This is a genomic window from Lysobacter sp. Root76 (assembly GCF_001428685.1).
In the GTDB taxonomy this organism is placed as follows: domain Bacteria; phylum Pseudomonadota; class Gammaproteobacteria; order Xanthomonadales; family Xanthomonadaceae; genus Lysobacter.
Genome location: NZ_LMIK01000006.1, coordinates 77,641 through 101,415, shown reverse-complemented (window position 1 = coordinate 101,415; position 23,775 = coordinate 77,641). Strand labels below are relative to the sequence as shown.

At 70.3% G+C, this 23,775-nt stretch carries 27 protein-coding genes; 15 read left to right on the top strand and 12 right to left on the bottom strand.

Annotated features, from left to right (window positions below; translation table 11 throughout):
• Positions 1-280 precede the first annotated feature (280 nt).
• Entirely contained in the window at positions 281-877 is a 597-nt protein-coding gene (locus tag ASE10_RS12430) for a glutathione S-transferase family protein (protein WP_055906144.1), read from the bottom strand.
• Between the two features lie 9 nt (positions 878-886).
• Positions 887-1,387, bottom strand: a complete 501-nt coding sequence (locus ASE10_RS12425) for a pyridoxamine 5'-phosphate oxidase family protein (protein WP_055906140.1) — start codon at positions 1,385-1,387, stop codon at positions 887-889.
• 129 nt (positions 1,388-1,516) lie between these two features.
• On the opposite strand from ASE10_RS12425, the gene ASE10_RS12420 reads away from it, so the two are divergent.
• Positions 1,517-1,966 (top strand): helix-turn-helix transcriptional regulator, encoded by a 450-nt coding sequence (locus ASE10_RS12420; RefSeq protein WP_055906137.1) that lies wholly within the window; start codon positions 1,517-1,519, stop codon positions 1,964-1,966.
• Between the two features lie 30 nt (positions 1,967-1,996).
• Positions 1,997-2,407: a VOC family protein gene (locus ASE10_RS12415; RefSeq protein ID WP_055906134.1), complete on the top strand. Its 411-nt coding sequence runs from the start codon at positions 1,997-1,999 to the stop codon at positions 2,405-2,407.
• Positions 2,408-2,474: 67 nt separating this feature from the next.
• Here the strand turns inward: ASE10_RS12415 and ASE10_RS12410 are convergent, their stop codons facing one another.
• A complete protein-coding gene (locus ASE10_RS12410) occupies positions 2,475-4,040 on the bottom strand; it encodes a YdiU family protein (protein ID WP_055906131.1) in 1,566 nt (521 codons plus the stop codon).
• Position 4,041: 1 nt separating this feature from the next.
• Positions 4,042-4,719, bottom strand: coding sequence for a glutathione S-transferase (locus ASE10_RS12405; protein ID WP_055906128.1), 678 nt, complete (start codon positions 4,717-4,719; stop codon positions 4,042-4,044).
• Between the two features lie 116 nt (positions 4,720-4,835).
• On the opposite strand from ASE10_RS12405, the gene ASE10_RS20770 reads away from it, so the two are divergent.
• The 5 genes from ASE10_RS20770 (at position 4,836) to ASE10_RS12385 (ending at position 10,782) form a co-directional block, all read left to right on the top strand.
• Positions 4,836-4,997 carry a hypothetical protein gene (locus ASE10_RS20770; protein WP_200944194.1) on the top strand — a complete coding sequence of 54 codons (162 nt, stop codon included), beginning with the start codon at positions 4,836-4,838 and terminating at the stop codon, positions 4,995-4,997.
• A 123-nt stretch (positions 4,998-5,120) separates the two neighbouring features.
• On the top strand, positions 5,121-5,594 hold the full coding sequence (locus ASE10_RS12400) for a YaiI/YqxD family protein (protein WP_055906125.1): 474 nt from the start codon (positions 5,121-5,123) through the stop codon (positions 5,592-5,594).
• Between the two features lie 168 nt (positions 5,595-5,762).
• On the top strand, positions 5,763-7,133 hold the full coding sequence (locus tag ASE10_RS12395) for an amidohydrolase family protein (protein WP_200945860.1): 1,371 nt from the start codon (positions 5,763-5,765) through the stop codon (positions 7,131-7,133).
• A 436-nt stretch (positions 7,134-7,569) separates the two neighbouring features.
• Positions 7,570-9,705, top strand: a complete 2,136-nt coding sequence (locus tag ASE10_RS12390) for a DEAD/DEAH box helicase (protein WP_082559808.1) — start codon at positions 7,570-7,572, stop codon at positions 9,703-9,705.
• 321 nt (positions 9,706-10,026) lie between these two features.
• Positions 10,027-10,782 (top strand): gamma-glutamyl-gamma-aminobutyrate hydrolase family protein, encoded by a 756-nt coding sequence (locus ASE10_RS12385; RefSeq protein WP_055906122.1) that lies wholly within the window; start codon positions 10,027-10,029, stop codon positions 10,780-10,782.
• Between the two features lie 579 nt (positions 10,783-11,361).
• Here ASE10_RS12385 and ASE10_RS12380 read toward each other — a convergent pair.
• Positions 11,362-12,252: a pseudouridine synthase gene (locus tag ASE10_RS12380; RefSeq protein WP_055906118.1), complete on the bottom strand. Its 891-nt coding sequence runs from the start codon at positions 12,250-12,252 to the stop codon at positions 11,362-11,364.
• A 99-nt stretch (positions 12,253-12,351) separates the two neighbouring features.
• On the opposite strand from ASE10_RS12380, the gene ASE10_RS12375 reads away from it, so the two are divergent.
• Both ASE10_RS12375 and ASE10_RS12370 read left to right on the top strand, forming a co-directional pair.
• Positions 12,352-12,909 carry a YaeQ family protein gene (locus ASE10_RS12375; protein ID WP_055906115.1) on the top strand — a complete coding sequence of 186 codons (558 nt, stop codon included), beginning with the start codon at positions 12,352-12,354 and terminating at the stop codon, positions 12,907-12,909.
• A 4-nt stretch (positions 12,910-12,913) separates the two neighbouring features.
• Positions 12,914-14,101, top strand: coding sequence for an NAD(P)/FAD-dependent oxidoreductase (locus tag ASE10_RS12370; RefSeq protein WP_055906112.1), 1,188 nt, complete (start codon positions 12,914-12,916; stop codon positions 14,099-14,101).
• A gap of 355 nt (positions 14,102-14,456) precedes the next feature.
• On the opposite strand, the gene ASE10_RS12365 is transcribed toward ASE10_RS12370, so the two are convergent.
• On the bottom strand, positions 14,457-14,861 hold the full coding sequence (locus ASE10_RS12365; RefSeq protein ID WP_055906108.1) for a hypothetical protein: 405 nt from the start codon (positions 14,859-14,861) through the stop codon (positions 14,457-14,459).
• Between the two features lie 115 nt (positions 14,862-14,976).
• On the opposite strand from ASE10_RS12365, the gene ASE10_RS12360 reads away from it, so the two are divergent.
• Positions 14,977-15,786 (top strand): helix-turn-helix transcriptional regulator, encoded by an 810-nt coding sequence (locus ASE10_RS12360; protein ID WP_056102038.1) that lies wholly within the window; start codon positions 14,977-14,979, stop codon positions 15,784-15,786.
• 6 nt (positions 15,787-15,792) lie between these two features.
• On the opposite strand, the gene ASE10_RS12355 is transcribed toward ASE10_RS12360, so the two are convergent.
• Positions 15,793-16,113: a hypothetical protein gene (locus ASE10_RS12355; RefSeq protein ID WP_056305329.1), complete on the bottom strand. Its 321-nt coding sequence runs from the start codon at positions 16,111-16,113 to the stop codon at positions 15,793-15,795.
• Positions 16,114-16,154: 41 nt separating this feature from the next.
• Positions 16,155-16,709 (bottom strand): phage baseplate assembly protein V, encoded by a 555-nt coding sequence (locus ASE10_RS12350; RefSeq protein ID WP_056102035.1) that lies wholly within the window; start codon positions 16,707-16,709, stop codon positions 16,155-16,157.
• A 167-nt stretch (positions 16,710-16,876) separates the two neighbouring features.
• On the opposite strand from ASE10_RS12350, the gene ASE10_RS12345 reads away from it, so the two are divergent.
• The 5 genes from ASE10_RS12345 (at position 16,877) to ASE10_RS12325 (ending at position 19,675) form a co-directional block, all read left to right on the top strand.
• Positions 16,877-17,245 (top strand): metalloregulator ArsR/SmtB family transcription factor, encoded by a 369-nt coding sequence (locus ASE10_RS12345; protein WP_056305326.1) that lies wholly within the window; start codon positions 16,877-16,879, stop codon positions 17,243-17,245.
• Entirely contained in the window at positions 17,242-17,682 is a 441-nt protein-coding gene (locus tag ASE10_RS12340; protein WP_056305324.1) for an SRPBCC family protein, read from the top strand. Before ASE10_RS12345 ends, ASE10_RS12340 begins: the two co-directional genes overlap by 4 nt.
• 66 nt (positions 17,683-17,748) lie before the next feature.
• On the top strand, positions 17,749-18,270 hold the full coding sequence (locus ASE10_RS12335) for an SRPBCC family protein (protein WP_056305322.1): 522 nt from the start codon (positions 17,749-17,751) through the stop codon (positions 18,268-18,270).
• Positions 18,271-18,325: 55 nt separating this feature from the next.
• Positions 18,326-19,117 (top strand): SDR family oxidoreductase, encoded by a 792-nt coding sequence (locus ASE10_RS12330; protein ID WP_056305320.1) that lies wholly within the window; start codon positions 18,326-18,328, stop codon positions 19,115-19,117.
• A 93-nt stretch (positions 19,118-19,210) separates the two neighbouring features.
• Positions 19,211-19,675, top strand: coding sequence for an FKBP-type peptidyl-prolyl cis-trans isomerase (locus ASE10_RS12325; protein ID WP_056102019.1), 465 nt, complete (start codon positions 19,211-19,213; stop codon positions 19,673-19,675).
• Between the two features lie 49 nt (positions 19,676-19,724).
• Here ASE10_RS12325 and ASE10_RS12320 read toward each other — a convergent pair whose 3' ends face one another.
• The 4 genes from ASE10_RS12320 to ASE10_RS20225 form a co-directional block, all read right to left on the bottom strand.
• Entirely contained in the window at positions 19,725-20,717 is a 993-nt protein-coding gene (locus tag ASE10_RS12320) for an LLM class flavin-dependent oxidoreductase (RefSeq protein WP_055906083.1), read from the bottom strand.
• A gap of 1,028 nt (positions 20,718-21,745) precedes the next feature.
• Positions 21,746-22,204, bottom strand: a complete 459-nt coding sequence (locus ASE10_RS12315) for a hypothetical protein (protein ID WP_055906079.1) — start codon at positions 22,202-22,204, stop codon at positions 21,746-21,748.
• A gap of 22 nt (positions 22,205-22,226) precedes the next feature.
• The gene (locus ASE10_RS12310) at positions 22,227-23,492 is read right to left on the bottom strand and encodes a threonine synthase (protein WP_056305318.1); all 1,266 of its coding nucleotides are present in this window, start codon (positions 23,490-23,492) and stop codon (positions 22,227-22,229) included.
• 15 nt (positions 23,493-23,507) lie between these two features.
• Positions 23,508-23,660, bottom strand: a complete 153-nt coding sequence (locus ASE10_RS20225) for a hypothetical protein (RefSeq protein WP_156087750.1) — start codon at positions 23,658-23,660, stop codon at positions 23,508-23,510.
• Between the last annotated feature and the right edge of the window lie 115 nt (positions 23,661-23,775).

Genomic DNA, 23,775 nt, shown 5'->3' with positions numbered 1-23,775 from the left:
GTCCGGACGCGCACCGGACGCCGGCGCGGCGCATACTGCGGCCTAGCCGCCGGCATCGGGCCGCGGCCACCGCCACCGAATCGAGGAGCCTGCCATGAGCAAGGGCTTGGACCGCAAGAAGGAAACCAAGAAGAAACCGACCAAGACGATCAAGGAAAAGCGCGCCGAAAAGAACGAAAAGAAGGCCACCAAGGGCTTCGCGCCGACCTGATCGGGTCGATCCGATCCGTCGCCACCCGCGCCCGCGCGTTCGCGCGGGCCGCGTACCGGGCCCGCCCGCCTACACCGGCACGCCGCCCACTTCCTCGAACAAGGCCACCAGTTTGGGCCGCTGCAGCAGCCGGCCGGTGTACGCCTGCAAGCTCTCCGGCAGCGCCACGCCGCTGAGCCGTCCCCAGATCAGGGTGCCGCCGATCATCACATCGGCCGCGGTGAAACGTTCGCCGAACAGGAACGGGCCGTGCCCGAGCTGGCCCTCCACGAACGCCAGCTCCTGCGCGACCGTGCCCCAGCCCACTTCGACCGGCACGGTCTTGCGCTTGAAGATCCAGTCCGAGATCGACGGATCCAGCGCCGCGCTGGCGTGCACCATCAGGGCTAGGTAACGCGGCCGTTCCGGCTCGTCGCCGGCCAGGGCGAGGCGGCCGGTCGAATAGCGGTCGCCCAGGTACAGGCAGATCGCGGCCGTCTCGTTCATGACCTGGCCGTTGATCTCCAGCGACGGAGTCTTGCCCAGCGGATTGATCTTCAGATACGCCGGCTGCTTGTGTTCGCCCTGCTCGCGGTCCAGGCGCACCAGCTCGTAGGGCTGTTCGAGTTCTTCCAGCAGCCAGCGCGGCAGCCAGGAACGTCCGGGGATGAAGTACAGGCGCAGCATCGCCGCGGTTCAGCGATGGCCCAGGTGCAGGGTTTCGTGCTCGGACAGGTCGGTCGGGTCGTTGCTGACCGCGCTGATCAGGAAATTCAGCGCATTGCCGACCAGGGTGCCCGGCCCGTCCCAGTATTCGGCGGTGTCGACCGCGACCCGGATCAGGCGCAGTTGCGGGTCGTCCTTGCCGCCGGGGAAGAACAGCTTCATCGCCGGCGACCAGATCTCGTCGATCTTGGCGCGGTCGTCGACCAGGCTGGCGGTGCCGGACACCGAGACGTAGACGTTCTTGCCGCGCGAGGCGTAGGCGACATTGACCCGCGGATCGTCGGCGATCTCGCGCGCCTTGGCGCTGTCGGCGGAGGTCGCGAACCACAGGTCGCCGTCGAACTCGACCTGCTGCGTGCCCAGCGGACGGCTCACCAGGCGGCCGTCGGCGGCGTGGGTGGTGAACATCGCGATCTCGACGTCCTCGATCAGGGCGGCGAGCTTGCGCACCGCGGCATTGCGCTCGGTCATGACGGTCTCCTGCGGCGACGCGACGCATCGCCGTGTCCGCATCAGACCGCGGCGGCGGCTAAGGCCGGGTGAAAAAACCGTAGCCGGCGTCGCTAGGCGCCTGTGGCGCGACGTGGCACGATCGCGCCGATGAACAGCCGACCCGCCGCGGAGCAGCACCTGCGCGACCTCGCACGCCTGCGCCGCGTCCGCGACCGGATCGACCGCGAGTACGCGCAGCCGCTCGATGTCGAGGCGCTGGCCCAGGGCGTGCACATGTCGGCCGGGCACCTCAGCCGCCAGTTCAAGCTGGCCTACGGCGAGTCGGTCTACGCCTATCTGATGACGCGGCGCATCGAACGGGCGATGGCGCTGCTGCGTTGCGGCGAGCTCAGCGTGACCCAGGTCTGCTTCGCCGTCGGCTGCTCGTCGCTGGGCACCTTCAGCACCCGTTTCACCGAACTGGTCGGGGTATCGCCCAGCGTCTACCGGCGCGAGCAGACGCTGGCGACGCAGGGCATGCCGGCCTGCATCGCCAAACAAGTGACGCGACCGGTCAGGAATCGAGAAGCATCGGCCCCCGAACCCGACCTAGCATGAGGTCTCACCCACCACCTCAGTGACGACACCATGGACCTGCGCATTCACGCCAGCTTTCTGCCCCACTCCGATCCGGAGGCCGCGCTGGCCTTCTACCGCGACACCCTCGGCTTCGAGGTCCGCAAGGACGTCGGCTACAAGGGCCTGCGCTGGATCACGGTCGGCCCGAGCGGCCAGCCCGGCACCTCCATCGTGCTGCACCCGCCGACCGCGACCCCCGGCATCACCGACGAGGAGCGTCGCGTGATCGCAGAGATGATGGCCAAGGGCACCTACGCCATCATCACCCTGGCCACGCCCGATCTGGACGCCACCTTCGCGCGCCTGCAGGCCGGCGGCACCGAGATCGTGCAGGAACCGACCGACCAGCCCTACGGCGTGCGCGACTGCGCCGTGCGCGACCCGTCCGGCAATCTGATCCGGATCAACCAGCTGGCCTGAGCCATTCCACCGAGCCGTACGGCGGCCGCGATCGCGGCCGCCGCAGGCGCCGCTCGCCGGCGGACGCCTACGAACTGCACGACAGCATCGAGCAACCGGCGCGGTCGCGCGCCCACTCGGGACGGCGCTGCGCATAGGCCTCGCGCCCGGGCTGGTCGTCGTAGGGCCGGCGCATCACGTCCAACAGTTCGTGCACGCCGTCCAGGTCGCCCTGCTCGGCGCGGTCGATGGCCTGCTGGGCCAGGTAGTTGCGCAGCACGTAGCGCGGGTTGGCCGCCCGCATGCGCGCGCTGCGCTCGTCCGCCGGCCATGCGTCGGCGGCGATGCGGGCGCGGTAGCGCAGCAGCCAGGCCAGCAGCGCGGGTTCGTGCTCGGCACGACGTTCGGGGCTGTAGAACGCCTGCGCGAACGGCTGCAACGAAGGCTCGGACGACGCCAGGTCGAGATCCGACAGGGCGCGGAACCACAGCGTCATGTCGATCTCGGCCGCGCGCATCAGCTCGCGCAGCGCGTCCATCAGCGCCAGATCCTCGTCGCCGCAGTCGCGCAGGCCGAGCTTGCGCGCGACGACATCGCGCTCGGCCGCGTTCCAGGCTGCGACGTAACGGCGCAGGCCGTCCTGCAGCGGCGCCACGTCGGCGAACAGCGGCGACAGCGCGCCGGCCAGGCGCGACAGGTTCCAGTACGCGACCTGCGGCTGCGCCCCGAAGCGGTAGCGGCGTCCGCCGGCGTCGGTGGTGTTCGGGGTCCAGTCCGGATCGTAGTCGTCGATCCAGCCGTAGGGGCCGTAGTCGATGGTCAGGCCGAGGATGGACAGGTTGTCGGTGTTCATCACCCCGTGCACGAAGCCGACCCGCATCCAATGCGCCATCGTGACCGCGGTGCGCTCGCAGACTTCGGCGAACCAGGCCGCGTACAGGGCTTCGCCGGCGCCGGACAGGTGCGGGAAGTCGCGGCGGATGCAGAACTCGGTCAGGCGCCGCAGCAGGTCGGTCTCGCCGCGCGAGGCCGGCAGTTCGAAATGGCCGAAGCGCAGGAACGAGGGCGCGACCCGGCACACGATCGCGCCGGGTTCGGCCTTGGGGTGGCCGTCGTAGAACATGTCGCGGACCACCTCTTCGCCGGTGCCGACCAGGCTCAGCGCGCGCGTGGTCGGCACGCCCAGGTGGTGCATGGCCTCGCTGCACAGGAACTCGCGCACCGACGAGCGCAGCACCGCGCGACCGTCGGCGGTGCGCGAGTACGGGGTCGGGCCGGCGCCTTTGAGCTGCAGCTCCCAGCGCTCGCCGGCGGCGTTGACGACCTCGCCCAGGCCGATCGCGCGGCCGTCGCCTAGCTGCCCGGCCCAATGCCCGAATTGGTGGCCGCCGTAGTTGGACGCGAACGGCTGCATGCCGGGCAGCAGCGCATTGCCGCCGAACACCCGGGCGAACTCGGGCGAGCGCACGGCGGCCTCGTCCAGGCCCAGGCGCGCCGCCATCTCGGCCGAGTACGCGAGCAGGCGCGGCGCCGCCACCGGCGTCGGCTGCACCCACGAATACAGCGCGCCGGCGACCTGGCGCACGCCCGGGCCCTGCTCGGGATCGCCGGGCAGGTCGCGCACGAAGGCGTTGTCGAAGTCGAAACCGAACATCTCAGCCGAGCACGTCGAAGGGACCGCCGCGCTCCAGTGCGCGCTGGTAGGCGGGGCGCGCGTGGATGCGCTCGAGGAAGGCGCGCATGCGCGGACGGTCGCCGCCGCCGCGCGCGACCGCGGCCTCGACCGGGAAGCTCATCTGGATGTCGGCGATGCCGAAGCGCTCGCCCGCGAACCAGGGGTGGCGGCCCAGTTCGGCCTCGATGTAGTCCAGGTGCAGTTTCAGCTGCGGGCCGACGAAGGCCGCCATCGTCTTGTCGGCGATGCCGCGCGCCACCGGCTTGGCGAAGAACGGCATCGGCGCGCGCTTGATCCGCGCGAACACCAGGCTCAGCAGCAAGGGCGGCATCGCCGAACCCTCGGCGTAGTGCAGCCAGTAGCGGCAGCGCAGCCGCTCCGGCGCGTCGGCCGGCAGCGGCGGCGGCGAGAACCGGTGTTCGCCGTCGTAGCGCTCGGCCAGGTATTCCAGGATCGCGGCCGACTCGGCCAGCACCCGGCCCTCGTCCTCCAGCACCGGCGACTTGCCCAGCGGATGCACCTGGCGCAGCTCCGGCGGCGCCAGCATGGTCTGGGCGTCGCGCTGGTAGCGCACGACTTCGTACGGCAGTTCCAGCTCCTCCAGCAGCCACAGCACGCGCTGGGAACGGGAGTTGTTCAGGTGGTGAACGCGGATCATGGGCGGCTGCGCGGTGGGGTCGGCCCCCCATGGTAACGGTGCCGGCGCGCCCGGGATTCGGCCCGAAGGCCGCGCATGGCCTAGACTGGCGGCATTCCCCATCGAGAACGCCATTCATGGCCAAGCCCAACTACTCGTTCGAAAAGCGCCAGCGCGAGATCGCCAAGAAGAAGAAGCAGGACGAAAAGGCGGCCAAGAAGGCCGCAGCCAAGGATTCGGGCACGGCGTCCGACAGCAGCGGCACCCCGCCGCGCGACGGCGAACGCGGCAACGGCTGAGCCGCGCAGCGCCCAGGCGGCCGCTGGCGCCCGACCCGGCGCCGCCGCTGCCGGCGCGCGGACCCTGCGTCCGCCCCGACACCCCGGGCCAGGCCATCGCGGCCGCGCCCTGAACTCGCCGCCATGACCGACACGCCCACCCCTGCCCCGCAGATCTGGGTCGACGCCGACGCCTGCCCCGGCGTGATCCGCGAGATCCTGTTCCGCGCCGCCGAACGCGCGCGCGTCCAGGTGACCCTGGTCGCCAATCAATGGCTGCGCACGCCCGGTTCGCGCTACGTGCGCGCGATCCAGGTCCCGTCCGGGCTGGACGTGGCCGACACCGAGATCGTGCAGCGGGTCGCGCCCGGCGACCTGGTGGTCACCCAGGACATTCCGCTGGCGGCGCTGGTGCTGGAAAAGCGCGCGGTCGCGCTGAACCCGCGCGGCGACCTCTACACCGCCGACAACATCGCCCAGCGCCTGTCGATGCGTAACTTCATGGACGAGCTGCGCGGCGCCGGGGTCCAGACCGGCGGCCCGCCGGTGTTCCACGCGCGCGACCGCCAGGCCTTCGCCAACCAGCTCGACCGCTGGATCGCGCAGCGGCCGCGCTGATCGGCCCGGCGCGCGTTGCCGCGCCGTAACGCGCGGCGGGCTCGCGGCCGCGACGCCGCCACGCCGAGCAAACACCGAGCCGCCCGACGCGCCCGCGGCGCCGGGTATGCTCGGGGCTTCGTGCCCAGCCGACCCGACCCGATGAGCCCCAGCGCGCGCCGCCGTCCCTTGTCCCGCCTCTCCTGGTGCATGCCGGCCGCGCTCGCCTGCGCCGTCCTGGCCGGCCTGCCGCTGGCCGCCGCCGCGCAAACGTCCGCGCAGGCATCCACGAAAAACGCCGACTGGACCCTGGTCCACGCCGGCCGCCTGCTCGACCGTCCCGGCCAGGCCCCGCGCGGCGCCAGCACCCTGCTGCTGCGCGCCGGCCGGATCGAAGCGGTGCGCGACGGTTACCAGGACGCCGCCGCGTTCGCCGGCGTGCCCGCGGACACGCAGGTGGTCGACCTGCGCGACCGCTACGTGCTGCCGGGCCTGATCGACTGCCATGTGCACCTGGTCTCGGACAAGGCCGGCGTCGAAGGCCAGCTCGACAGCGTCGCCGGCAGCGTCGCCGACCACGCCTACGAGGCCGCGGTGAACGCGCGCAAGACCCTGCATGCCGGCTTCACCACCGTGCGCAACCTCGGCGACGACGACGGCGTGACCCTGGCCCTGCGCGACGCGGTCGCGGCCGGCAAACTGCCCGGGCCGCGCATCCTCGACGCCGGCTCGGCGATCTCCACCACCGCCGGCCACATGGACCCGACCCTGGGTTTCCGCGAGGAACTGCACGCCGCGCTCGACGTGCACGGCAACACCTGCGACGGCGCCGACGACTGCCGGCGCGCGGTGCGGCGCCAGGTCGCGCGCGGCGTCGACGTGATCAAGATCGCCACCACCGGCGGCGTCAACAGCCGCATCGGCGCCGGCCTGGGCCAGCAGATGTTCGACGACGAGGCGCGCGCCATCGTCGAGACCGCGCACCTGTACCGCAAGAAGGTCGCGGTTCACGCGCACGGCGCCGACGGCATCGCGGTGGCGCTGCGCGCCGGCGCCGATTCGATCGAACACGGCACCCTGCTCGATCGCGAGGACATCGCCCTGTTCCGCAAAACCGGCGCCTACTACGTCCCGACCCTGTCGACGGTCAACGGCTACAAGGAACGCCTGGCCCGCAACCCCGACGCCTACACCGGCGAGGTCCGGACCAAGATCGAATGGCGCATCGGCATCACCGGCAAAGCCCTGGAAGCGGCGGTGCCGGCGGGCGTCAAGATCGCCTTCGGCACCGACGCCGGGGTCAGCCTGCACGGCCGCAACGCCGACGAGTTCGAACTGATGGTCGCCCACGGCATGACCGCGCCGCAGGCGATCCGGGCCGCGACCGTCAACGCCGCCGACCTGCTCGGCCTGTCCGACCAGGTCGGCAGCCTGGAACCGGGCAAACGCGCCGACCTGATCGCGGTCGCCGGCGACCCGCTGCAGGACGTGACCGTGCTCAAGCGGGTTGAGTTCGTGATGAAGGACGGGCGGGTCGAGAAGGACGCGCGGGTGCGCTGAAGCCGGCGGCCCCGGGGATCTTCCTTCTGCCGGAACCTGCTCCCCTGCTGGGCCTTGCTCCCTGCCGGAACCTGCTCCCCTGCCGGGCCTTGCTCCCTGCCGGAACCTGCTCCCCTGTTGGAACTGGCTCCCTGCCGGAACCTGCTCCCTGTGGGAGCGGCGTAAGCCGCGATCGGCCCGCCGGGAGGCGTACGCAGGCGCGCGGGGCCCAATCGCGGCTTACGCCGCTCCCACAGGGCTCCTACAGGAATCCCATGGGACTCCCGCAGCCCCCCAGCCCGCGGCCCCGAACTGCAGCCGCCCTTCACCCCATGCCGAACCCGCCCAATCCCGCACAATCCGCTGTATTTCCCGCGCGCTGAGCCGGTGCTCCACCCACGTCCGGTACACTAGGCGGTCTTCCGACCGGCCTCCGCCGGCGCTGCCGAGCCGCCCCATGAGCGCCGAGACGCCCAGTTCCAACGCTTCCGATCCCGCTTCCACCCCCGACGCCCCGTCGCTGAAATTCACCGACCTGGCCCTGTCCGAGCCGCTGCTGCGCGCGCTGTCCGACGTCGGCTACGAATCGCCCTCGCCGATCCAGGCCGCGACCATCCCGCCGCTGCTGGAAGGCCGCGACGTGCTCGGCCAGGCCCAGACCGGCACCGGCAAGACCGCCGCGTTCGCGCTGCCGATCCTGGCCCAGATCGATCCCAAGCAGTTCAAGCCGCAGGCCCTGGTGCTGGCGCCGACCCGCGAGCTGGCGATCCAGGTCGCCGAAGCGTTCCAGAAGTACGCCGTGCACCTGCCCGGCTTCCACGTCCTGCCGATCTACGGCGGCCAGAGCTACTACCCGCAGCTGCAGGCGCTCAAGCGCGGCGTGCACGTGGTGGTGGGCACCCCGGGCCGGGTCATCGATCACCTCGATCGCGGCACCCTGGACCTGTCCGAACTGCGTTGCCTGGTGCTGGACGAAGCCGACGAAATGCTGCGCATGGGCTTCATCGACGACGTCGAGAACGTCCTCAAGAAGACCCCGGAAACGCGCCAGGTCGCGCTGTTCTCGGCGACCATGCCGGCGCCGATCAAGCGCATCGCCCAGACCTACCTGAAGCAGCCGGTCGAGATCGCGATCAAGGCCAAGACCACCACCGCGGCCAACATCCGCCAGCGCTACTGGTCGGTCAGCGGCGTGCACAAGCTCGACGCCCTGACCCGCATCCTCGAAGCCGAAACCTTCGACGCGATGATCGTGTTCTCGCGCACCAAGCTGGGCACCGAGGAACTGGCCGAGAAGCTGTCCGCCAGGGGCATCTCCGCCGCCGCGATCAACGGCGACGTGCAGCAGGCGCAGCGCGAGAAGACCATCCAGAACCTCAAGGACGGCAAGATCGACGTCCTGGTCGCCACCGACGTGGCCGCACGCGGCCTCGACGTGGAGCGCATCAGCCACGTGCTGAACTACGACATTCCCTACGACACCGAAAGCTACGTCCACCGCATCGGCCGCACCGGCCGCGCCGGGCGCAAGGGCGAAGCGATCCTGTTCGTGACCCCGCGCGAGCGCGGCATGCTGCGCGCGATCGAACGCGCCACGCGCCAGCCGATCGAGCCGATGGAGCTGCCCAGCGTCGAGACCGTCAACGAACAGCGCGTGTCGCGCTTCCTCGGCCGCATCAGCGACGCCCTGGAAAGCAGCGACCTGAGCCTGTTCCGCGACATGGTCGAGCGCTACGAGCGCGAGAAGAACGTGCCCGCGGTCGAGATCGCCGCGGCCCTGGCCAAGCTGGTGCAGGGCGACAACCCGCTGCTGCTGACCCCGCCGCCGGCCGCGCGCTACCAGCGCGAGGAACGCGAAGGTCCGCGCGAACACCGCGGCGCGGCGACGCGCAAGTTCGTCGAGCGCGACAACGCCTCCAACGCCGGCGCCCACCGTCGCGAGCATCCGCGCGCGGACGCGCCGCGACCGCCGCGCGACAGCGGCTACGCACCGCGCGAGGACGCAGCGCCGGCACCGCGCCACGAGACCCGCCAGTTCACGCCGCCGTCGCCGTCGCGTTCGGTCAACGCCGCCGAATCGTTCTTCGACGACGAGGCGCCCGCGCCGCGCGTCGAGCGCGAGCGCGCGCCGCGTCCGCCGCAGGCCGGCGCCGAAGTCGGCATGGAGACCTTCCGCATCGAAGTCGGCCATAGCCACGGCGTGCAGCCGGGCAACATCGTCGGCGCGATCGCCAACGAGGCGGACCTGGAAAGCCGCTACATCGGCCGCATCGACATCCGCGACGAATACACCCTGGTCGACCTGCCCGAAGGCATGCCGCGCGAGCTGATGGAGCACCTGAAGAAGGTGCGCGTGGCCGGCCAGCCGCTGCGCATCCAGCGCGCCGAGCCCGGCGACAGCGAAGGCGGCCGCAGCCGCCGTCCCAGCGGCCCGGGTGGTCCTGGCGCGCATCGTGGTCCGGGTGGCCCTGGCGCGTCGCGCGGTCCGGGCGGCCCCGGCGGCCCGCGTGGTCCCGGCGGTCCGCGGCCGGCCGGCGGCAAGCCGCACGGTGCCGGCCCGCGCAAGCCGTTCAAGCCGCGCGATCCGCGTTGAGCGGGAACGTCCAGTAGTCCGCCGTCCCTTCTCCCGCTYGCGGGAGAAGGTGCCCGAAGGGCGGATGAGGGCCGGGATGAGGYGGTGCTGCGCGCTCGCGCCGCCCTCACCCCAACCCCTCTCCCGCCAGCGGGAGAGGGGCTCAACRCCASGTGRCTTTTGATCCWCCCTTCTCCCGCTCGCGGGAGAAGGTGCCCGAAGGGCGGATGAGGGCCGCTTTACCAACTCACCCCGTCAAGCAACCAATCGTCATAAGCCCGCCTCCCCCGCCGCGGCCCAGCTTTGGCATAGTCCCGAGGTAAGCCGCCGCCTCGCCGTCCCATGCCCCGCATCCTGGTCTTCCAACACGTCGCCGCCGAGCCCCTGGGCACGCTGGATCCGTTGATCCGCCGTCGCGGCCACCGCATCCGTTTCACCAACTTCGAGCGCGACCCCGAGGCCCAGCCCAACGTCGACCGCTACCGCGGCCTGATCGTGCTCGGCGGGCCGATGAACGTCGAGGATCAGGCCCAGCGCCCGCATCTGCGCACCGAGCTGTTGGCTATCGAACGCATGCTGGAACAGGGCAAACCGGTGCTGGGCATCTGCCTGGGCGCGCAATTACTGGCGCACGTGCTGGGCGCGCCGGTGCGGCGCCATCACCGGCCCGAGATCGGCTGGTACCCGCTGCACGCGACCGAGCACGGCCGCGACGATGCCGTGCTGGCGCCGCTGGCGGAAAGCGCGCCGGTGTTCCAGTGGCATCGCTACAGCTTCGAGGTCCCGCAAGGCGCGACCCATCTGGCGCGCACCGACAGCTGCGAGCAACAGGCCTTCCGTTGGGGCGACAACGCCTACGGCTTCCAGTTCCATCTGGAAATGGACGTGCCGCTGATCGAACGTTGGCTCGCCAATCCGGTATACCGGCGCGAGCTGGCCGAACTCGGTCACGACACCAGCGAAGACGCAATCCGCAGCCATACCACCGCGCACATCGCGAGCATGCAGCAGCGCGCGGACGCAGTGTTCAACAACTTTCTCGACCTGGTCGGACGGCCGCAGCGGCGCTATACCCTGCCGTCGCGCGAGTGGGTGTGAGCTGCTGCGCTCAGTCGCCCAAGCGACGCAACTGCGTTTGCTGAGCCTTGCGGACGGCGTGCTTCCTGTGGGAGCGGCGTAAGCCGCGATCGAAGCACCGCGATCCCGAATGTCGCCGCGGCCCGTGGCTACCCATCGCGGCTTACGCCGCTCCCACAGAAAGCCGCGCACACCCGGCTTTGACCTGGCTTTGGGGTAGGAGCGGCGTAAGCCGCGATCGGAGCACCGCGATGCCGAACATCGCCGCGGCCCGTGGCTACGCATCGCGGCTCACGCCGCTCCCACAGAACACAGCGCACACCCGGCTTTGACCTGGCTTTGGGGTAGGAGCGGCGTAAGCCGCGATCGAAGCACCGCGATGCCGAACATCGCCGCGGTCCGTGGCTACGCATCGCGGCTCACGCCGCTCCCACAGAAAGCCGCGCACACCCGGCTTTGACCTGGCTTTGGGGTAGGAGCGGCGTGAGCCGCGATCAGAGCACCCCGATCCCGAATATCGCCGAGGCCCGCTGCTACGGATCGCGGCTCACGCCGCTCCTACCCCAAGGCGGTACGCGGAGGCGGCGACGCGGGCCTCGCTCATAGCGCCAACCCGCTCTCGAACCGACGCTCGCGGCCATCCAGCGGATCCACGAAGGCCAGCGAACGCGCCAGCAGCTTCAACGGCCGCTCATGGTCGTCGGCCTCGCGCCGCTCGGCCAACGGGTAATAGGGATCGTTGAGGATGGGCGCGCCCAGCGCGGCCATGTGCACGCGCAGTTGATGCTTGCGCCCGCTGACCGGCGCCAACGCATAGCGCCAGACCCGCTCGCCGCGTTCGATCACGTCGATCGCGGTTTCGCTGTTGGGCTCGCCCTCGACCTCGCGCATTAGGAAGAACGGCTCGCCCGGCGCCAGCCGCGAGCGCCGCAGCAGCGGGAACGCCAGCCCGGGCAGCGGCGCGGCCAGGGCTTCGTAGCCTTTGACGATGCGACGTTCGCGAAACAGAGCCTGATACGCCGCGCGCGTGGCCGGATCGCGCGAGAACAGCACCAGTCCGGCGGTGCCGCGGTCGAGCCGGTGCAGCGGCGCCAGCGCGGGCTCGCCGTAGCGCCGCTGCAGCCGCCCCAGCAGGGTTTCGGCGACGAACCCGCCCGAGGGCGTGACCGGCAGGAAATGCGGCTTGTCGACCACCAGCAGGTGCCCGTCGCGGAACAGCACGCGCTCCGCGAACGGAATCGCCGGTTCCTGCGCGACTTCGCGGTAGTACAGGATCTCCATGCCGACCCGATACGCCGTATCGGCGCTCAACGCGCGCCGCTGCGCGTCCAGCACGCGTCCGCGCGCGAAGCGGTCTAGCCAGCGCTCGCGCGCGATCGCCGGGAAACGCGCGCACAAGCCGTCGAGCAGGGTCGTCCAGGGGCCCGGCGGCAGTTGCAGGCGGCTGGCGGCGACGCCGTCGCCGGTCGCATCGGGATCGTGCGCATTCATGCGGGCATCTTGGCCCAAACCGCGGTCCGCCGGCGCATTCGGGCGGACGCCGTGGCCGCCAGGGCCTAGAATGCGCGCTGCTTTCCACGGGGCCCGCCCATGGCGCCTAACGCCACCATCGTCAAGATCGAACTGCAAATCAGCGACATGGATCGGCATTACTACGCCGCCCACGCCCTGACCCTGGCCCAGCACCCGTCCGAAACCCAGCAGCGGCTGATGGTGCGCATGCTCGCCTTCGCCCTGTACGCGCAGGAGCGGCTCGAGTTCGGTCCCGGCCTGAGCAGCGAGGACGAGCCCGACCTGAGCCTGCGCGATTACACCGGCGACATCGAGCTGTGGATCGACGTCGGCCAGCCCGACGAATCGCGCGTGCGCAAGGCCTGCGGGCGCGCGCGCCAGGTGGTGGTGGTCAACTACGGCGGCCGCGCCGCCGATATCTGGTGGGACAAGAACGTCGCGATCCTGCGCCGTTTGAAGAACCTGACCGTGCTCGACATCGACGCCGATGCGGTCGAGGCGATGGCGGCCATGGTCGAGCGCAGCTTCCGCCTGGACTGCCAGATCCAGGACGGCGAAGTCGCGCTCAGCAACGACCGCGCCGCGCTCACCCTGACCCCGGCCGTGCGTCTGGGCGTGGGCGCGCAGGCCGCCTGAACGCATGGCGGAGCCTTACGACGTCCTGATCGTCGGCGCCGGCGCGGCCGGCCTGATGTGCGCGCTGACCGCCGGTCAGCGCGGCCTGCGCGTGCTGGTGGTCGAGCACGCCAACCGGGTCGGCAAGAAAATCCTGATGTCGGGCGGCGGACGCTGCAATTTCACCAACACCGGCACCACGCCGGCGAATTTCATTTCGGCCAATCCGCACTACTGCAAGTCGGCGCTGGCGCGCTACACGCCGGCCGACTTCGTCGAACTGGTCGAACACCACGGCATCGCCTACCACGAGAAGGAACTCGGCCAACTGTTCTGCGACGTGTCGTCCAAGCTGATCGTGAAGATGCTGCTGGACGAATGCGCCGACGCCGGGGTGCGCATCGAAACCTCGTGCAGCGTCGAGCGCGTGCTGCACGGCGACGGCGAGGCGCCGTTCCGGCTGCACACCACACGCGGCGCGTTCGCGGCGCCGAAGCTGGTCGTCGCCACCGGCGCGCTGTCGATCCCGAGCATGGGCGCGACCGGCTTCGGTTACGAACTCGCGCGCCAGTTCGGCCACAGCGTGCTGCCCACGCGCGCCGGGCTGGTGCCGCTCACGCTCAGCGGCAAGCACCAGGAACGCCTGGCCGATCTCAGCGGCGTCGCCCTGCCGGTCACCGCCACCTGCCACGGCCGCAGCTTCAGCAACCAGATGCTGATCACCCATCGCGGCGTCAGCGGCCCGGCGATTCTGCAGATTTCCTCGTACTGGCAGCCCGGCGACGACCTGCGCCTGGACCTGTTGCCCGGCCACGATGCGGCGGCCTGGCTGCGGATGCAGCAGATCGAACGCCCCGCAGCCGAACTCAAGACCGTGCTTTCGGACGCGATGCCGCGCCGCTTCGCCCAGCGCCTGTGCGAGCTGTGGCTGAGCAACAAGCCGATGAAGCAGTACACGCCGCCGGAACTGAAGCAACTCGCCGCGACGCTGCAGGACTGGGCCCTGGTCGCCAGCGGCACCGAGGGCTACCGCACCGCCGAAGTCACCCTGGGCGGCGTCGACACCGACGAACTCTCGTCCAGCACAATGGAATCCCGGCGCGTGCCGGGCCTGCATTTCGTCGGCGAAGTGGTCGACGTGACCGGCTGGCTGGGCGGCTACAACTTCCAGTGGGCCTGGGCCTCGGGGCATGCGGCCGGCATGGCGGTCTGAGGGCCGGCGCCATTGCGATGCAGAGCTTTTCTGCGCTCTGTGGAAGCGACGTGAGTCGCGATCGGAGCATCGGGATAGCGAACGTTCGTCGCGACCGGACACCACGCATCGCGACTCACGTCGCTCCCACATGAAGCTGGGGCCGCGCCTTCCGCTTCGACGCTGGAGCTGCGTTTCCGCTTCGACGCTCGGGCCGCGCTTCCGCTTCGGGGTAGGAGCGGCGTAAGCCGCGACCGCGCCACCTCGCTTGCTGAGATGACGCGGTCCGGGGAAGGATGACGGTCGCGGCTTACGCCGCTCCTACGCCAAGGCAAGAGCGGCGGCGTCTACGCGCGGCCGACGCCTTGCGCGCTGCTCAACCGCGCTGCTGCCGACGCAGGCCGAAGTACTGCAACTCGGCGAACACCGCCACCGCCAGCGCCTGCGCGACCACGAAGGCCACACCCAAGGCGTTCGGCGATACCCAGCCGCTGACCAGCAACAGCACGCTGTCGATCACCCAGCAGGCGTTGATCGCGATCATCGCCCAGGCCTGCGCGGTCGAGATGCGTTCGCGGCTCAGCAGCCAACCCAGGAATGCGACGTAGGGCACCAGCAGCAGGCCGGCGCCGAGCAGCAGGTTCTGCGGCAGATGCAGCCACTGCGACAAGGGCGCGGCGGCGGCGATCAATAGCGCCGCCACGGCCGCGGTGGCGACCGCATCGAGCTGGGTCGCGCGGCGCAACAGGTGGGAGGAAGGGGTGCGGGCTACGGCATTCATGGCGTGCTCCTGTCTGGTCGGTTTGGATTCGAATCCATCTCAACGCGCGGCCGGCCGCCGGTCGATTACCTGTGGGGTAATCCCACGCATCGCCGCGCTGGGCTATGGTTCGGCCATGAACGCGACCCGACCCGTAGGCGAACAATTGCGCGACTGGCGCCAGCGCCGGCGCCTGACCCAGCTGGATCTGGCCGGCATGGCCGAGATCTCCACCCGCCACGTCAGCTTCATCGAGACCGGACGCTCGCTGCCGAGCCGGGCGATGCTGCTGCGTCTGGCCGACCGGCTGGACGTGCCGCTGCGCGAACGCAATCAGCTGATGACCGCAGCCGGCCTGGCGCCGATGTACGCGCAGCGCTCGCTCGACGACCCCGCGCTGCACGAAGCCCACGAAGCGATCCAACTGGTGCTGCATGGGCACGAGCCCTACCCTGCGCTGGCCATCGACCGCCACTGGAACCTGCTCGCGGCCAATCGCGCGGTCGAACGCCTGCTGGTGGGCATACCCGCCGAACTGCTGCAGCCGCCGGTCAACGTGCTGCGCCTGAGCCTGCATCCGCAGGGGCTGGCGCCGCTGATCGTCAACCAGGCGCAGTGGCGCGCGCACCTGCTGCACCGTCTGCGTCACCAGGCCGACGCCACCGGCGATCCGGTGCTGAGCGAATTGCACGACGAACTCGCCGCCTACCCCTGCGCCGACGCCGGCGAAGTCGAGCTGCCGAGCACGCTCAGCGTCGCGATACCGCTGCGGCTGCGCAGCGCCGATGGCGGCGAGCACGCCTACATCAGCACCACCACCGTGTTCGGCACGCCGCTGGACGTGACCTTGGCGGAACTCGCGATCGAAGCTTTCTTTCCCGCCGATGCCGCCACCGCGCAGGCCTTGCGCGCGCTCCAGGCGGCCGAAGCCGGGGCCGCGAACTGAGCGCGGCTAGACCGCGCTGACCCGGGTCTGGCAATCCAGCACCACCAGCGGCGCGCCGTTGGGTACGCACAGCGAGAGGCTGGTATCGAGCGCGAGCGCGCGCCCGCCGGCGAAGACCCGGGTGGTGCCCGACAGCCACTGCCCGGCCACGCAGCGCAACGCAGCGGCCGCACTGGGCAGGTTGCAGTAGGCGACGGTGTAGGACCCGGCGACCGTGACTACCGCGCGCCCGGACAAGGTCACGCGGCTGTAGGGCGAGGTCGGCGTGGCCGGCCCGCCGTGCGCGCAGGTCACCGCCGCTCCCAGATGCATCAGCGCGCCGGGCATACGCGGCTCCCGTTAGCGGCGGCGGACGCGGCAGGCATCGCTCATATCACCGTCAACGCGCCTTCGTTGACCGTCACCATCGGCCCGGTCAGCACGATGCTGGCGCCACGGCCGTTGCTGATGGTGATGCCGGCGTCGTTGATCGCGATCATCGCCCCGCCCTGGGTCTTGAGCAGGATGCCGCCGTCGGGCCCGGGCAGATCGGAGATCGCGATCGCGTTCTGGCTGGGCGTCTGCAGCACCAGGCTGGGCGCGATCGCCAGGCCGGCATGCGCCAGCGGCGGCAGTTCGGAGGCGTCGACCCAGTAGCCGCCGACCCAGATCGGCAGCTCGGCGTCGCCCTGTTCGAACTCCACCCACACCGGCGCGCCGGCCTGCGGCAGCAGGAACACCCCGCTCTGGTGCCCGGCCAAGGGCACGCAGGGCATGGCCCAGCGGCTCGCGCCGGCGCCGAGCACGTCCGGGACCTGCACCTGGACCCGCCCCAGGCGCAGCGGATCGACATTGTCGAGCACCACGGCGCGGTATTTTCCGTAATGGCACGGATGCGACTTGGCGCCGCGATGCAGCTTCTCCGATCGTGTCTGGAGCGGCATACGGATGGTCCCGAATCTAGTCCCCCCGGTCCCATGGTTAGCAACGTCGGCGCGTGCATTTAGGGGCCATGCGCGCGGATTCGCGCGACCCGGCGGCGGCGGCGACACCCAGGAATCATTTCACCGAATGGTTGACAATCGCTCCGGCCCGGAAGATATTCAACCCTATGGTTGACAATAAGCCCGAACGGCTCGACGCCGTCTTCCACGCCCTCGCCGACCCGACCCGGCGCGCGATGCTGCGCAGCCTGTCGCGCCAGCCCTGCAGCGTCGGCGAACTCGCCGCCCCGTTCGAGATGTCGCTGGCCGCGGCGTCCAAGCACATCAAGGTGCTGGAGCGCGCCGGCCTGGTGCAGCGCGAGGTCCAGGGCCGCACCCACCTGTGCCGCCTCGACGCGCGGCCGATGCACGGCGGCATGGAGTGGATGCGCCACTACGAGCGGTTCTGGAACGAACGCCTCGACGCCCTCGACGCCCTGCTGCAGGCCGAAGACCGCGCCGCCGCCGCGACCCGCAAGCCCAGGAGCAAGCGATGAACTCCGACTCCCCCATCGTCGTCCGCGTGGTGCGCCGCTTCCGGGCTTCGGCCGAACGCGTCTTCGACGCCTGGCTGGACCCGCGCCTGGCCTCACGCTTCCTGTACGCGACCCAGAACGGCCGCATGAAACGCTTCGAGATCGATGCGCGCGTCGGCGGCGGCTACACCGTGATCGAAACCCGCGCGGACGGCGACGCCGCCCACTACGGCCGCTATCTGGAAATCGAACGCCCGCGCCGGCTGGTGTTCACCCTGTCGCTGGACCCGGCCGCGCCCGGCGACCGCATCACTCTGGAGATGGTGCCCGCCGGCGACGGCTGCGAGCTCACCCTCACCCACGAAATGGCGGCCGAGTACGCGCCCTACGCGCAACGCAGCGAGGCCGGGTGGCAGCACATGCTGGCGTCGCTCGCCGAGCTGCTCGCTCCCGTCTAGACCGATCCACAACCAACCTGCCTACCACTGACCTGTTCACCACCGACCCGATCCGGAGGACCCACCATGAGCGATTACGGCGTAGTCACCGCTGCCGACACCGTGCGCATCGAGCGCCTGATGCCCGGCCCGATCGAACGGCTATGGAGCTATCTCACCGAATCCGAGAAGCGCCGCAGCTGGATGGCCGCCGGCGAGATCGAGCTGCGGCCCGGCGGCCGCGTCGAGCACCTGTTCCGCAATGCCGAACTGACCAACGACGACCCGACTCCGGCCAAATACGCGGCTTATGAGGAGCACCGCAGCGAAGGCCGGGTGATCGACTGCGACCCGCCGCATCGGCTCAGCTACACCTGGGACGGCGATTCGGAAGTGGTGTTCGAACTGATCCCCAAGAACGACCGCGTGCTGCTGGTGGTCACCCACCGCCGCCTGCCCGACCGCGCCGAGATGGTCAGCGTCGCCGGCGGCTGGCACAGCCACCTCGATCTGCTGCAGGACCTGCTCGAAGGCCGCAAGCCCAGCCATTTCTGGTCCAAGCACCTGCAGATCGAGGCCGAGTACGAGCGTCGGATTCCGCAGGACTGATCGCACCGGTCCGATCCCGCAACCACCGCACCCGCCTGAGCCAGGGAGCCGAACCATGTTGCTCGAACACAAAGTCGCGCTGATCCACGGCGGCGGCGGCGCCATCGGCGGCGCGGTCGCCCGCGCCTTCGCCCGCGAGGGTGCGCAGGTGCACCTGGCCGGGCGCAGCCGCGCCAAGCTCGAACGCGTCGCCGCCGACATCGTCGCCGCCGGCGGCCGGGCCGAGATCGCGATCCTCGACGCGCTCGACCAGAACGCGGTGGATGCCCATGCCGCCGCCGTCGCCGAGACCGCCGGCGCCATCGACATCGCGCTCAACGCGGTCGGCATCGCGCACGTGCAGGGCACGCCCTTCGCCGAACTCTCGCTGCAGGACTACCTGCAGCCGATCGCCGACTACAGCCGCAGCAACTTCATCACCGCCCAGGCCGCGGCGCGGCACATGCCTCGCGGCGGCGCGATCCTGACCCTGTCCACGCCCGGCTCGCGCATGAGCGGAGTCGGCTTCCTCGGCTACGGCACGACCTGCGCGGCGATCGAAGCGTTCTCGCGCCTGCTCGCCGCCGAACTGGGCGGCGCCGGCATCCGCGTGGTCTGCCTGCGCCCGGACGCGATCCCGGAGGCGCTGCCGGTGTCGTACGCACGCGCGGTATTCGAAGGCTATGCGCGCCGCAGCGGCGCTACGGTGGACGCCATGCTGGAAGCGCGCGCGCACAGCGGCACCTTGCTCGGCCGCTTCCCGACCCTGGCCCAGGTCGCCGACTACGCGGCCTTCGTCGCCTCCGACCGCGCCGGCGCCATGACCGGGGCGATCGCCAACCTCAGCTGCGGCTCGCTGGTCGACTGAGCGCGCCCGGACGCGCCTCGTCCGGGCGCTAACCGGCGGCGGCGGCGCGCATCCGCGTTATCCTCGTCGCCTGACTCTTCAGGGACGAACCCGATGCGCCACGCCCTCGCCGTCTGCGGCCTGCTCGCCGCCTTGATGCTCTCCGCCTGCAGCCGCCACGAGGCGCCGCCGCCGAGCCATGGCCGGGTCGAGCGTTTCGAATGGACCGACGTCAAGCTCGGCGACGGCGCGGTCGCGCGCAGCGGCCAGGACGTGAGCGTGCATTACACCGGCTGGCTCTACGACCAGAACGCGCCCGACAAGCACGGGCGCAAGTTCGACAGCTCGGTCGACCGGGCCAAGCCGTTCTCGTTCCTGCTCGGCGCCGGCCGGGTGATCCGCGGCTGGGACGAAGGCGTCGCCGGCATGCGCGTGGGCGGCAAGCGCATCCTGATGGTGCCGCCGGACTACGGCTACGGCGCCGACGGTGCCGGCGGCGGGGTGATTCCGCCCAACGGCTCGATGGTGTTCGAAGTCGAACTGCTGGGCGTGCGCGAGCACGTACCCGGCTCGCGCTGACGCCAGCCCAACCTCACCAGCTCTCCGGCGCGGCTTAGCCCTGCGCGGCTCAGCCGGCCAGCTGCGCGCGCGCCTGCGCCGCCAACTCGAACGAACGCAGCCGCGCCGCGTGTTCGTAGACGTTGGCGGTCAGCATCAACTCGTCCGGACGGTGACGGTCGATGAAGGCGGCGATGCCATCGCGCACCGTGTCGGGGTCGCCGACCACCGCGCAGGCCAGCGCCCGTTCCACGCCGGCACGCTCGACCGGGGTCCAGAAACTGTCGATGTCGTCGATCGGCGGCGGAATCAAGCCGGGCTGGCCGCGACGCAGTTTGACGAAGCTCTGCTGCTGGGTGGTGAACAGGCGCCGCGCTTCGGCGTCGGTCTGCGCGGCGACCACGTTCAAGGCCAGCAGCGCATACGGCTGCGCCCAACGCGGCGACGGCCGGAACTCGCGCCGGTAGATCGCCAGCGCTTCATCCATCGCATCGGGCGCGAAGTGCGAGGCGAACGCGTACGGCAGGCCCAGCTGCGCCGCCAGACGCGCGCCGAACGTGCTCGAACCCAGCAGCCACACCGGTACCCGCAGTCCCGCGCCGGGCACGGCGCGCACCGCCTGGCCGGCTTGCACCGGTTCGAAGTAATGCAACAGTTCGGCCACGTCCTGCGGGAAGCTGTCGGCGCCGTCGAAGTAGCGGCGCAGCGCGCGTGCGGTGGCCTGATCGGTGCCCGGCGCGCGACCCAGGCCGAGGTCGATGCGATCGGGATACAGCGACGCCAGGGTGCCGAATTGCTCGGCCACCTGCAGCGGCGAATGGTTGGGCAGCATGATCCCGCCGGCGCCGACCCGGATCGTCGAAGTGCCGCCGGCGATATGCCCGATCAACACCGCGGTCGCGGCGCTGGCGATGCCCGGCATGTTGTGGTGTTCGGCCAACCAGTAGCGGCGGTAGCCCAGACGTTCGGCATGCCGCGCCAGATCCAGGCTGTGCGCGAAGGCCTGCCCGGCATCGCTGCCTTCGGTGACCGGGGCCAGGTCGAGGACGGAAAACGGAATCATGGACGCTCGCGGCGATGGCATGCCCTCAGCGGCATCCCTTCAGCCTGGGGGCGCCGGAGCGCGATTGCGAGGCCATAGGGCGCACGCAGTGTTGCGAAAGTGGCGTCTAGTTGGCTTCAGGCGTTGGGTTGCATTGGCCGTTGCCGTTGCCGTTGCCGTTGCCGTTGCCCCGGCATTGAAATCCAATGCCCCGCACTCGCCCAGCCCCACTCAGACCCGAAGGGCGGCGCGCAGGACGCGCGCCGTTTTTCGAGGAACAGGATGTTCCTTCGAAAAATCCCCGCGCCAGCTCCGAACTCGCAAGGGAGGGTTGTCAAGAAACAGCCCTTCTCTTTGGTTACTTTCTCTTGGGCTAGCAAGAGAAAGTGACCCGCACGCGCAGCGGGCGGAAGCTGTTGCTTAAGAACGAAACCAGCAAAGCAGCCGGAATTCGCGATCGCGGCTTACGCCGCTCCCACAGAAAGCAGAAAGCGAAGCCGATCCGAATCGAAGCCAGCGCGGTAGCCGGAGTTCGCGGTCGCGGCTCACGCCGCTCCTACCCCAAGGCGAGTGACAAGAGAAGTGACCCGCACGCGCAGCGGGCGGAAGCTGTTGCTTAAGAACGAAACCAGCAAAGCAGCCGGAATTCGCGATCGCGGCTTACGCCGCTCCCACAGAAGCTGTTGCTTAAGAACGAAACCAGCAAAGCAGCCGGAATTCGCGATCGCGGCTTACGCCGCTCCCACAGAAAGCAGAAAGCGAAGCCGATCCGTATCGAAGCTAGCGCGGTAGCCGATGGTCGCGGTCGCGGCTCACGCCGCTCCTACCCCAAGGCGGGTGGCAAGAGAAAGTGGCACGCATGCGCAGCGGGCGGAAGCCTTTGACTTAAGTAGCGAAACCAACGCAGCGAACGGAATTCGCGATCGCGGCTCACGCCGCTCCCACAGAAAGCAGAAAGCGAAGCCGATCAGCATCGAAACTCACGCAGCAGCCGGAGATCGTGGTCGCGGCTTACGCCGCTCCTACCCCAAGGCAAGTCGGCCCGCCCACTACCAAAGATCGAACGCCAAGCCCTCGCGCTCGTTATCCCAAACCGTACTGAACACCCACCAGCGCCCATGCTCATGGCACAACTGGATACTGTTGGCCCCGCGCTTCAGTAGCACCGGCGAGTCCGCGGCAGGGCGCGCCTCGTACAGACTCCACACGTGCGCGACCTGACCGAAACGCTCGACCCGGCGGTCGATCTCGACTTCGTAGAAATCGTTGCCGGCGAAGAAGTCCTGGACGTCGGCGATGTAGCTATCGACGTCGAACACCACCGCCCGGGTGCTGCCGTCGGCCTCGACCACGGTGCGCAGGCTGCGTGCGCGCGGATGCTGCAGATAGCGGAAGCGCGCCCAGTCGCGCGCCGCTCCGGCCGGGCCGGAGATGCAGGCATAGATCGCGCGCACGCAGCGCTGGATGTCCTGGGTGTCCTGCCACCATTCGATGTTGTCGGTGTCCATGCTCGCTCCTGCGTTGGTGGGTTCAGATCAGATGCCGCAGCTCCGGCAGGTACTTCTCCGCCGAGCCGGTGTTGACCGCGACCACGCGCTGGCCGCGCGCGATCAGGCCGCGTTCGATCAGCTGCGGCAGCGCCGCCAGGCAGGCCGCGCCCTCGGGCCCGACCCATCCGGGCGTGCCGGAGCCGATCGGCTCGCGCCACAGCCGCGCGAACTCGGCCGCGGTCGCGCTTTCCTCGACCGCGACCGCGGCGCCGCCGCTGGCGCGCAGGATCTCGAGCACGCGGAAGTGGCCGACGCCGCCGGGCACGTTGAGGCCATAGGCCAATGTCTGGCCGGCCGCGACCACAGTGCTGTCGCCGGCGCCGCTGTCGAAGGCACGCACCAGCGGCGGGGTCGCCGCGCTCTGCACGCACAGCATGCGCGGGCGGCGGCTGTCGATCAGGCCCAGCGCCTGCAACTCGTCCCAGGCCTTCCACATGCCGAGCACGCCGGTGCCGCCGCCGGTGGGATAGATCACCGCATCGGGCAGCGACCAGCGCGTCTGTCCGGGCGCGGGTTCGGCCAGTTCCAGGCCCAGCGATTTCTTGCCTTCGATGCGCCAGCCCGGTTCCTGGAAGGTCGCGACCGAGAAATAGCCTTGCGCCAGGTAACGTTCTTTCAGCAGTGCGCCGGCTTCGCGGATGGTCGGTCCGACCAGTTCCAGTTTCACCCGATCCGGATGGCGCTGCGCGGCCGCGGCGACGTTGCCCAGGATCGGCATCGGCGTGTCTTCGGGCATCGCCACGACCAGCGACAAACCACCGGCCAGGGCGTAGCGCAGCAGCGAATCGCCGGCGTTGCCCTGGGTCGGCACCGCGAGCTTGCTCAGGCCCAGCCGGCGCGCCTGCGCGGCGACCATGGCCATGCCGCGGTCCTTGAAGCTCTGGGTAGGATTGGCGCCGAAACCGGCATGGGCGCGGCCTTCGTCCTTCAACTGCAACACGATGCCGGCCGCGCGCGCGATCGGATGCGCGGCGTAGTCCAGCAGCGGCGTATGGCCTTCGCCCAGGGCGACGATGTGGCGCGCATCGGCGGGATCGGCCGCGTCCAGCGCCATCAGCGCGCCGAAGCGCCACAGGTCGCGGCGCTTCGGCTCGTACCAGGCCGCATCCGGCCGCTCAGCGGCCAGGCGCTCCAGATCCAGCACCATCTCGACCGGACGGCCATCGACCGGATCGAGGTTCATCGGGATATCGGCTGGGTACTCGACGCCCGAGCCCAGACCGCGCAGACACCTGACGTAGGACATGCGGGGCGCGCTCGCTCAGAACGGCAGCGGCCAGCCCATCGGCGGCGCCACGACCCAATACAGCGCGCCGAGCACCAGGGCCCACAGCAGCAGCTTGAACGCGAACTTGACGACCTTGAACGCGAAATAGGCGGCGACGATCATCACCACGATGGCCAACCAGCTCATGCTTCTCTCCCTTGCCTGCGCGGCGCCGTTGCGCCGCCTCTTGCGACCTCGAGCTTAGCAGCCGTGCCGGCGCGGCCCAGTGCCGTTGGTGATGCGCCCCGCCCTGTCCGCGCGC

Coding starts and splice junctions, on each gene's coding strand:
- ASE10_RS12390 (WP_082559808.1), top strand. CDS start 7,570: ATGAGCGCCGAGACGCCCAGTTCCAACGCTTCCGATCCCGCTTCCACC.
- ASE10_RS12425 (WP_055906140.1), bottom strand. CDS start 1,387: ATGACCGAGCGCAATGCCGCGGTGCGCAAGCTCGCCGCCCTGATCGAG.
- ASE10_RS12365 (WP_055906108.1), bottom strand. CDS start 14,861: ATGAATGCCGTAGCCCGCACCCCTTCCTCCCACCTGTTGCGCCGCGCG.
- ASE10_RS12330 (WP_056305320.1), top strand. CDS start 18,326: ATGTTGCTCGAACACAAAGTCGCGCTGATCCACGGCGGCGGCGGCGCC.
- ASE10_RS12375 (WP_055906115.1), top strand. CDS start 12,352: ATGGCGCCTAACGCCACCATCGTCAAGATCGAACTGCAAATCAGCGAC.
- ASE10_RS12405 (WP_055906128.1), bottom strand. CDS start 4,719: ATGATCCGCGTTCACCACCTGAACAACTCCCGTTCCCAGCGCGTGCTG.
- ASE10_RS12380 (WP_055906118.1), bottom strand. CDS start 12,252: ATGAATGCGCACGATCCCGATGCGACCGGCGACGGCGTCGCCGCCAGC.
- ASE10_RS12325 (WP_056102019.1), top strand. CDS start 19,211: ATGCGCCACGCCCTCGCCGTCTGCGGCCTGCTCGCCGCCTTGATGCTC.
- ASE10_RS12310 (WP_056305318.1), bottom strand. CDS start 23,492: ATGTCCTACGTCAGGTGTCTGCGCGGTCTGGGCTCGGGCGTCGAGTAC.
- ASE10_RS12350 (WP_056102035.1), bottom strand. CDS start 16,709: ATGCCGCTCCAGACACGATCGGAGAAGCTGCATCGCGGCGCCAAGTCG.
- ASE10_RS12410 (WP_055906131.1), bottom strand. CDS start 4,040: ATGTTCGGTTTCGACTTCGACAACGCCTTCGTGCGCGACCTGCCCGGC.
- ASE10_RS12335 (WP_056305322.1), top strand. CDS start 17,749: ATGAGCGATTACGGCGTAGTCACCGCTGCCGACACCGTGCGCATCGAG.
- ASE10_RS12340 (WP_056305324.1), top strand. CDS start 17,242: ATGAACTCCGACTCCCCCATCGTCGTCCGCGTGGTGCGCCGCTTCCGG.
- ASE10_RS12400 (WP_055906125.1), top strand. CDS start 5,121: ATGACCGACACGCCCACCCCTGCCCCGCAGATCTGGGTCGACGCCGAC.
- ASE10_RS20770 (WP_200944194.1), top strand. CDS start 4,836: ATGGCCAAGCCCAACTACTCGTTCGAAAAGCGCCAGCGCGAGATCGCC.
- ASE10_RS12355 (WP_056305329.1), bottom strand. CDS start 16,113: ATGCCCGGCGCGCTGATGCATCTGGGAGCGGCGGTGACCTGCGCGCAC.
- ASE10_RS12370 (WP_055906112.1), top strand. CDS start 12,914: ATGGCGGAGCCTTACGACGTCCTGATCGTCGGCGCCGGCGCGGCCGGC.
- ASE10_RS20225 (WP_156087750.1), bottom strand. CDS start 23,660: ATGAGCTGGTTGGCCATCGTGGTGATGATCGTCGCCGCCTATTTCGCG.
- ASE10_RS12430 (WP_055906144.1), bottom strand. CDS start 877: ATGCTGCGCCTGTACTTCATCCCCGGACGTTCCTGGCTGCCGCGCTGG.
- ASE10_RS12385 (WP_055906122.1), top strand. CDS start 10,027: ATGCCCCGCATCCTGGTCTTCCAACACGTCGCCGCCGAGCCCCTGGGC.
- ASE10_RS12320 (WP_055906083.1), bottom strand. CDS start 20,717: ATGATTCCGTTTTCCGTCCTCGACCTGGCCCCGGTCACCGAAGGCAGC.
- ASE10_RS12415 (WP_055906134.1), top strand. CDS start 1,997: ATGGACCTGCGCATTCACGCCAGCTTTCTGCCCCACTCCGATCCGGAG.
- ASE10_RS12315 (WP_055906079.1), bottom strand. CDS start 22,204: ATGGACACCGACAACATCGAATGGTGGCAGGACACCCAGGACATCCAG.
- ASE10_RS12345 (WP_056305326.1), top strand. CDS start 16,877: ATGGTTGACAATAAGCCCGAACGGCTCGACGCCGTCTTCCACGCCCTC.
- ASE10_RS12420 (WP_055906137.1), top strand. CDS start 1,517: ATGAACAGCCGACCCGCCGCGGAGCAGCACCTGCGCGACCTCGCACGC.
- ASE10_RS12360 (WP_056102038.1), top strand. CDS start 14,977: ATGAACGCGACCCGACCCGTAGGCGAACAATTGCGCGACTGGCGCCAG.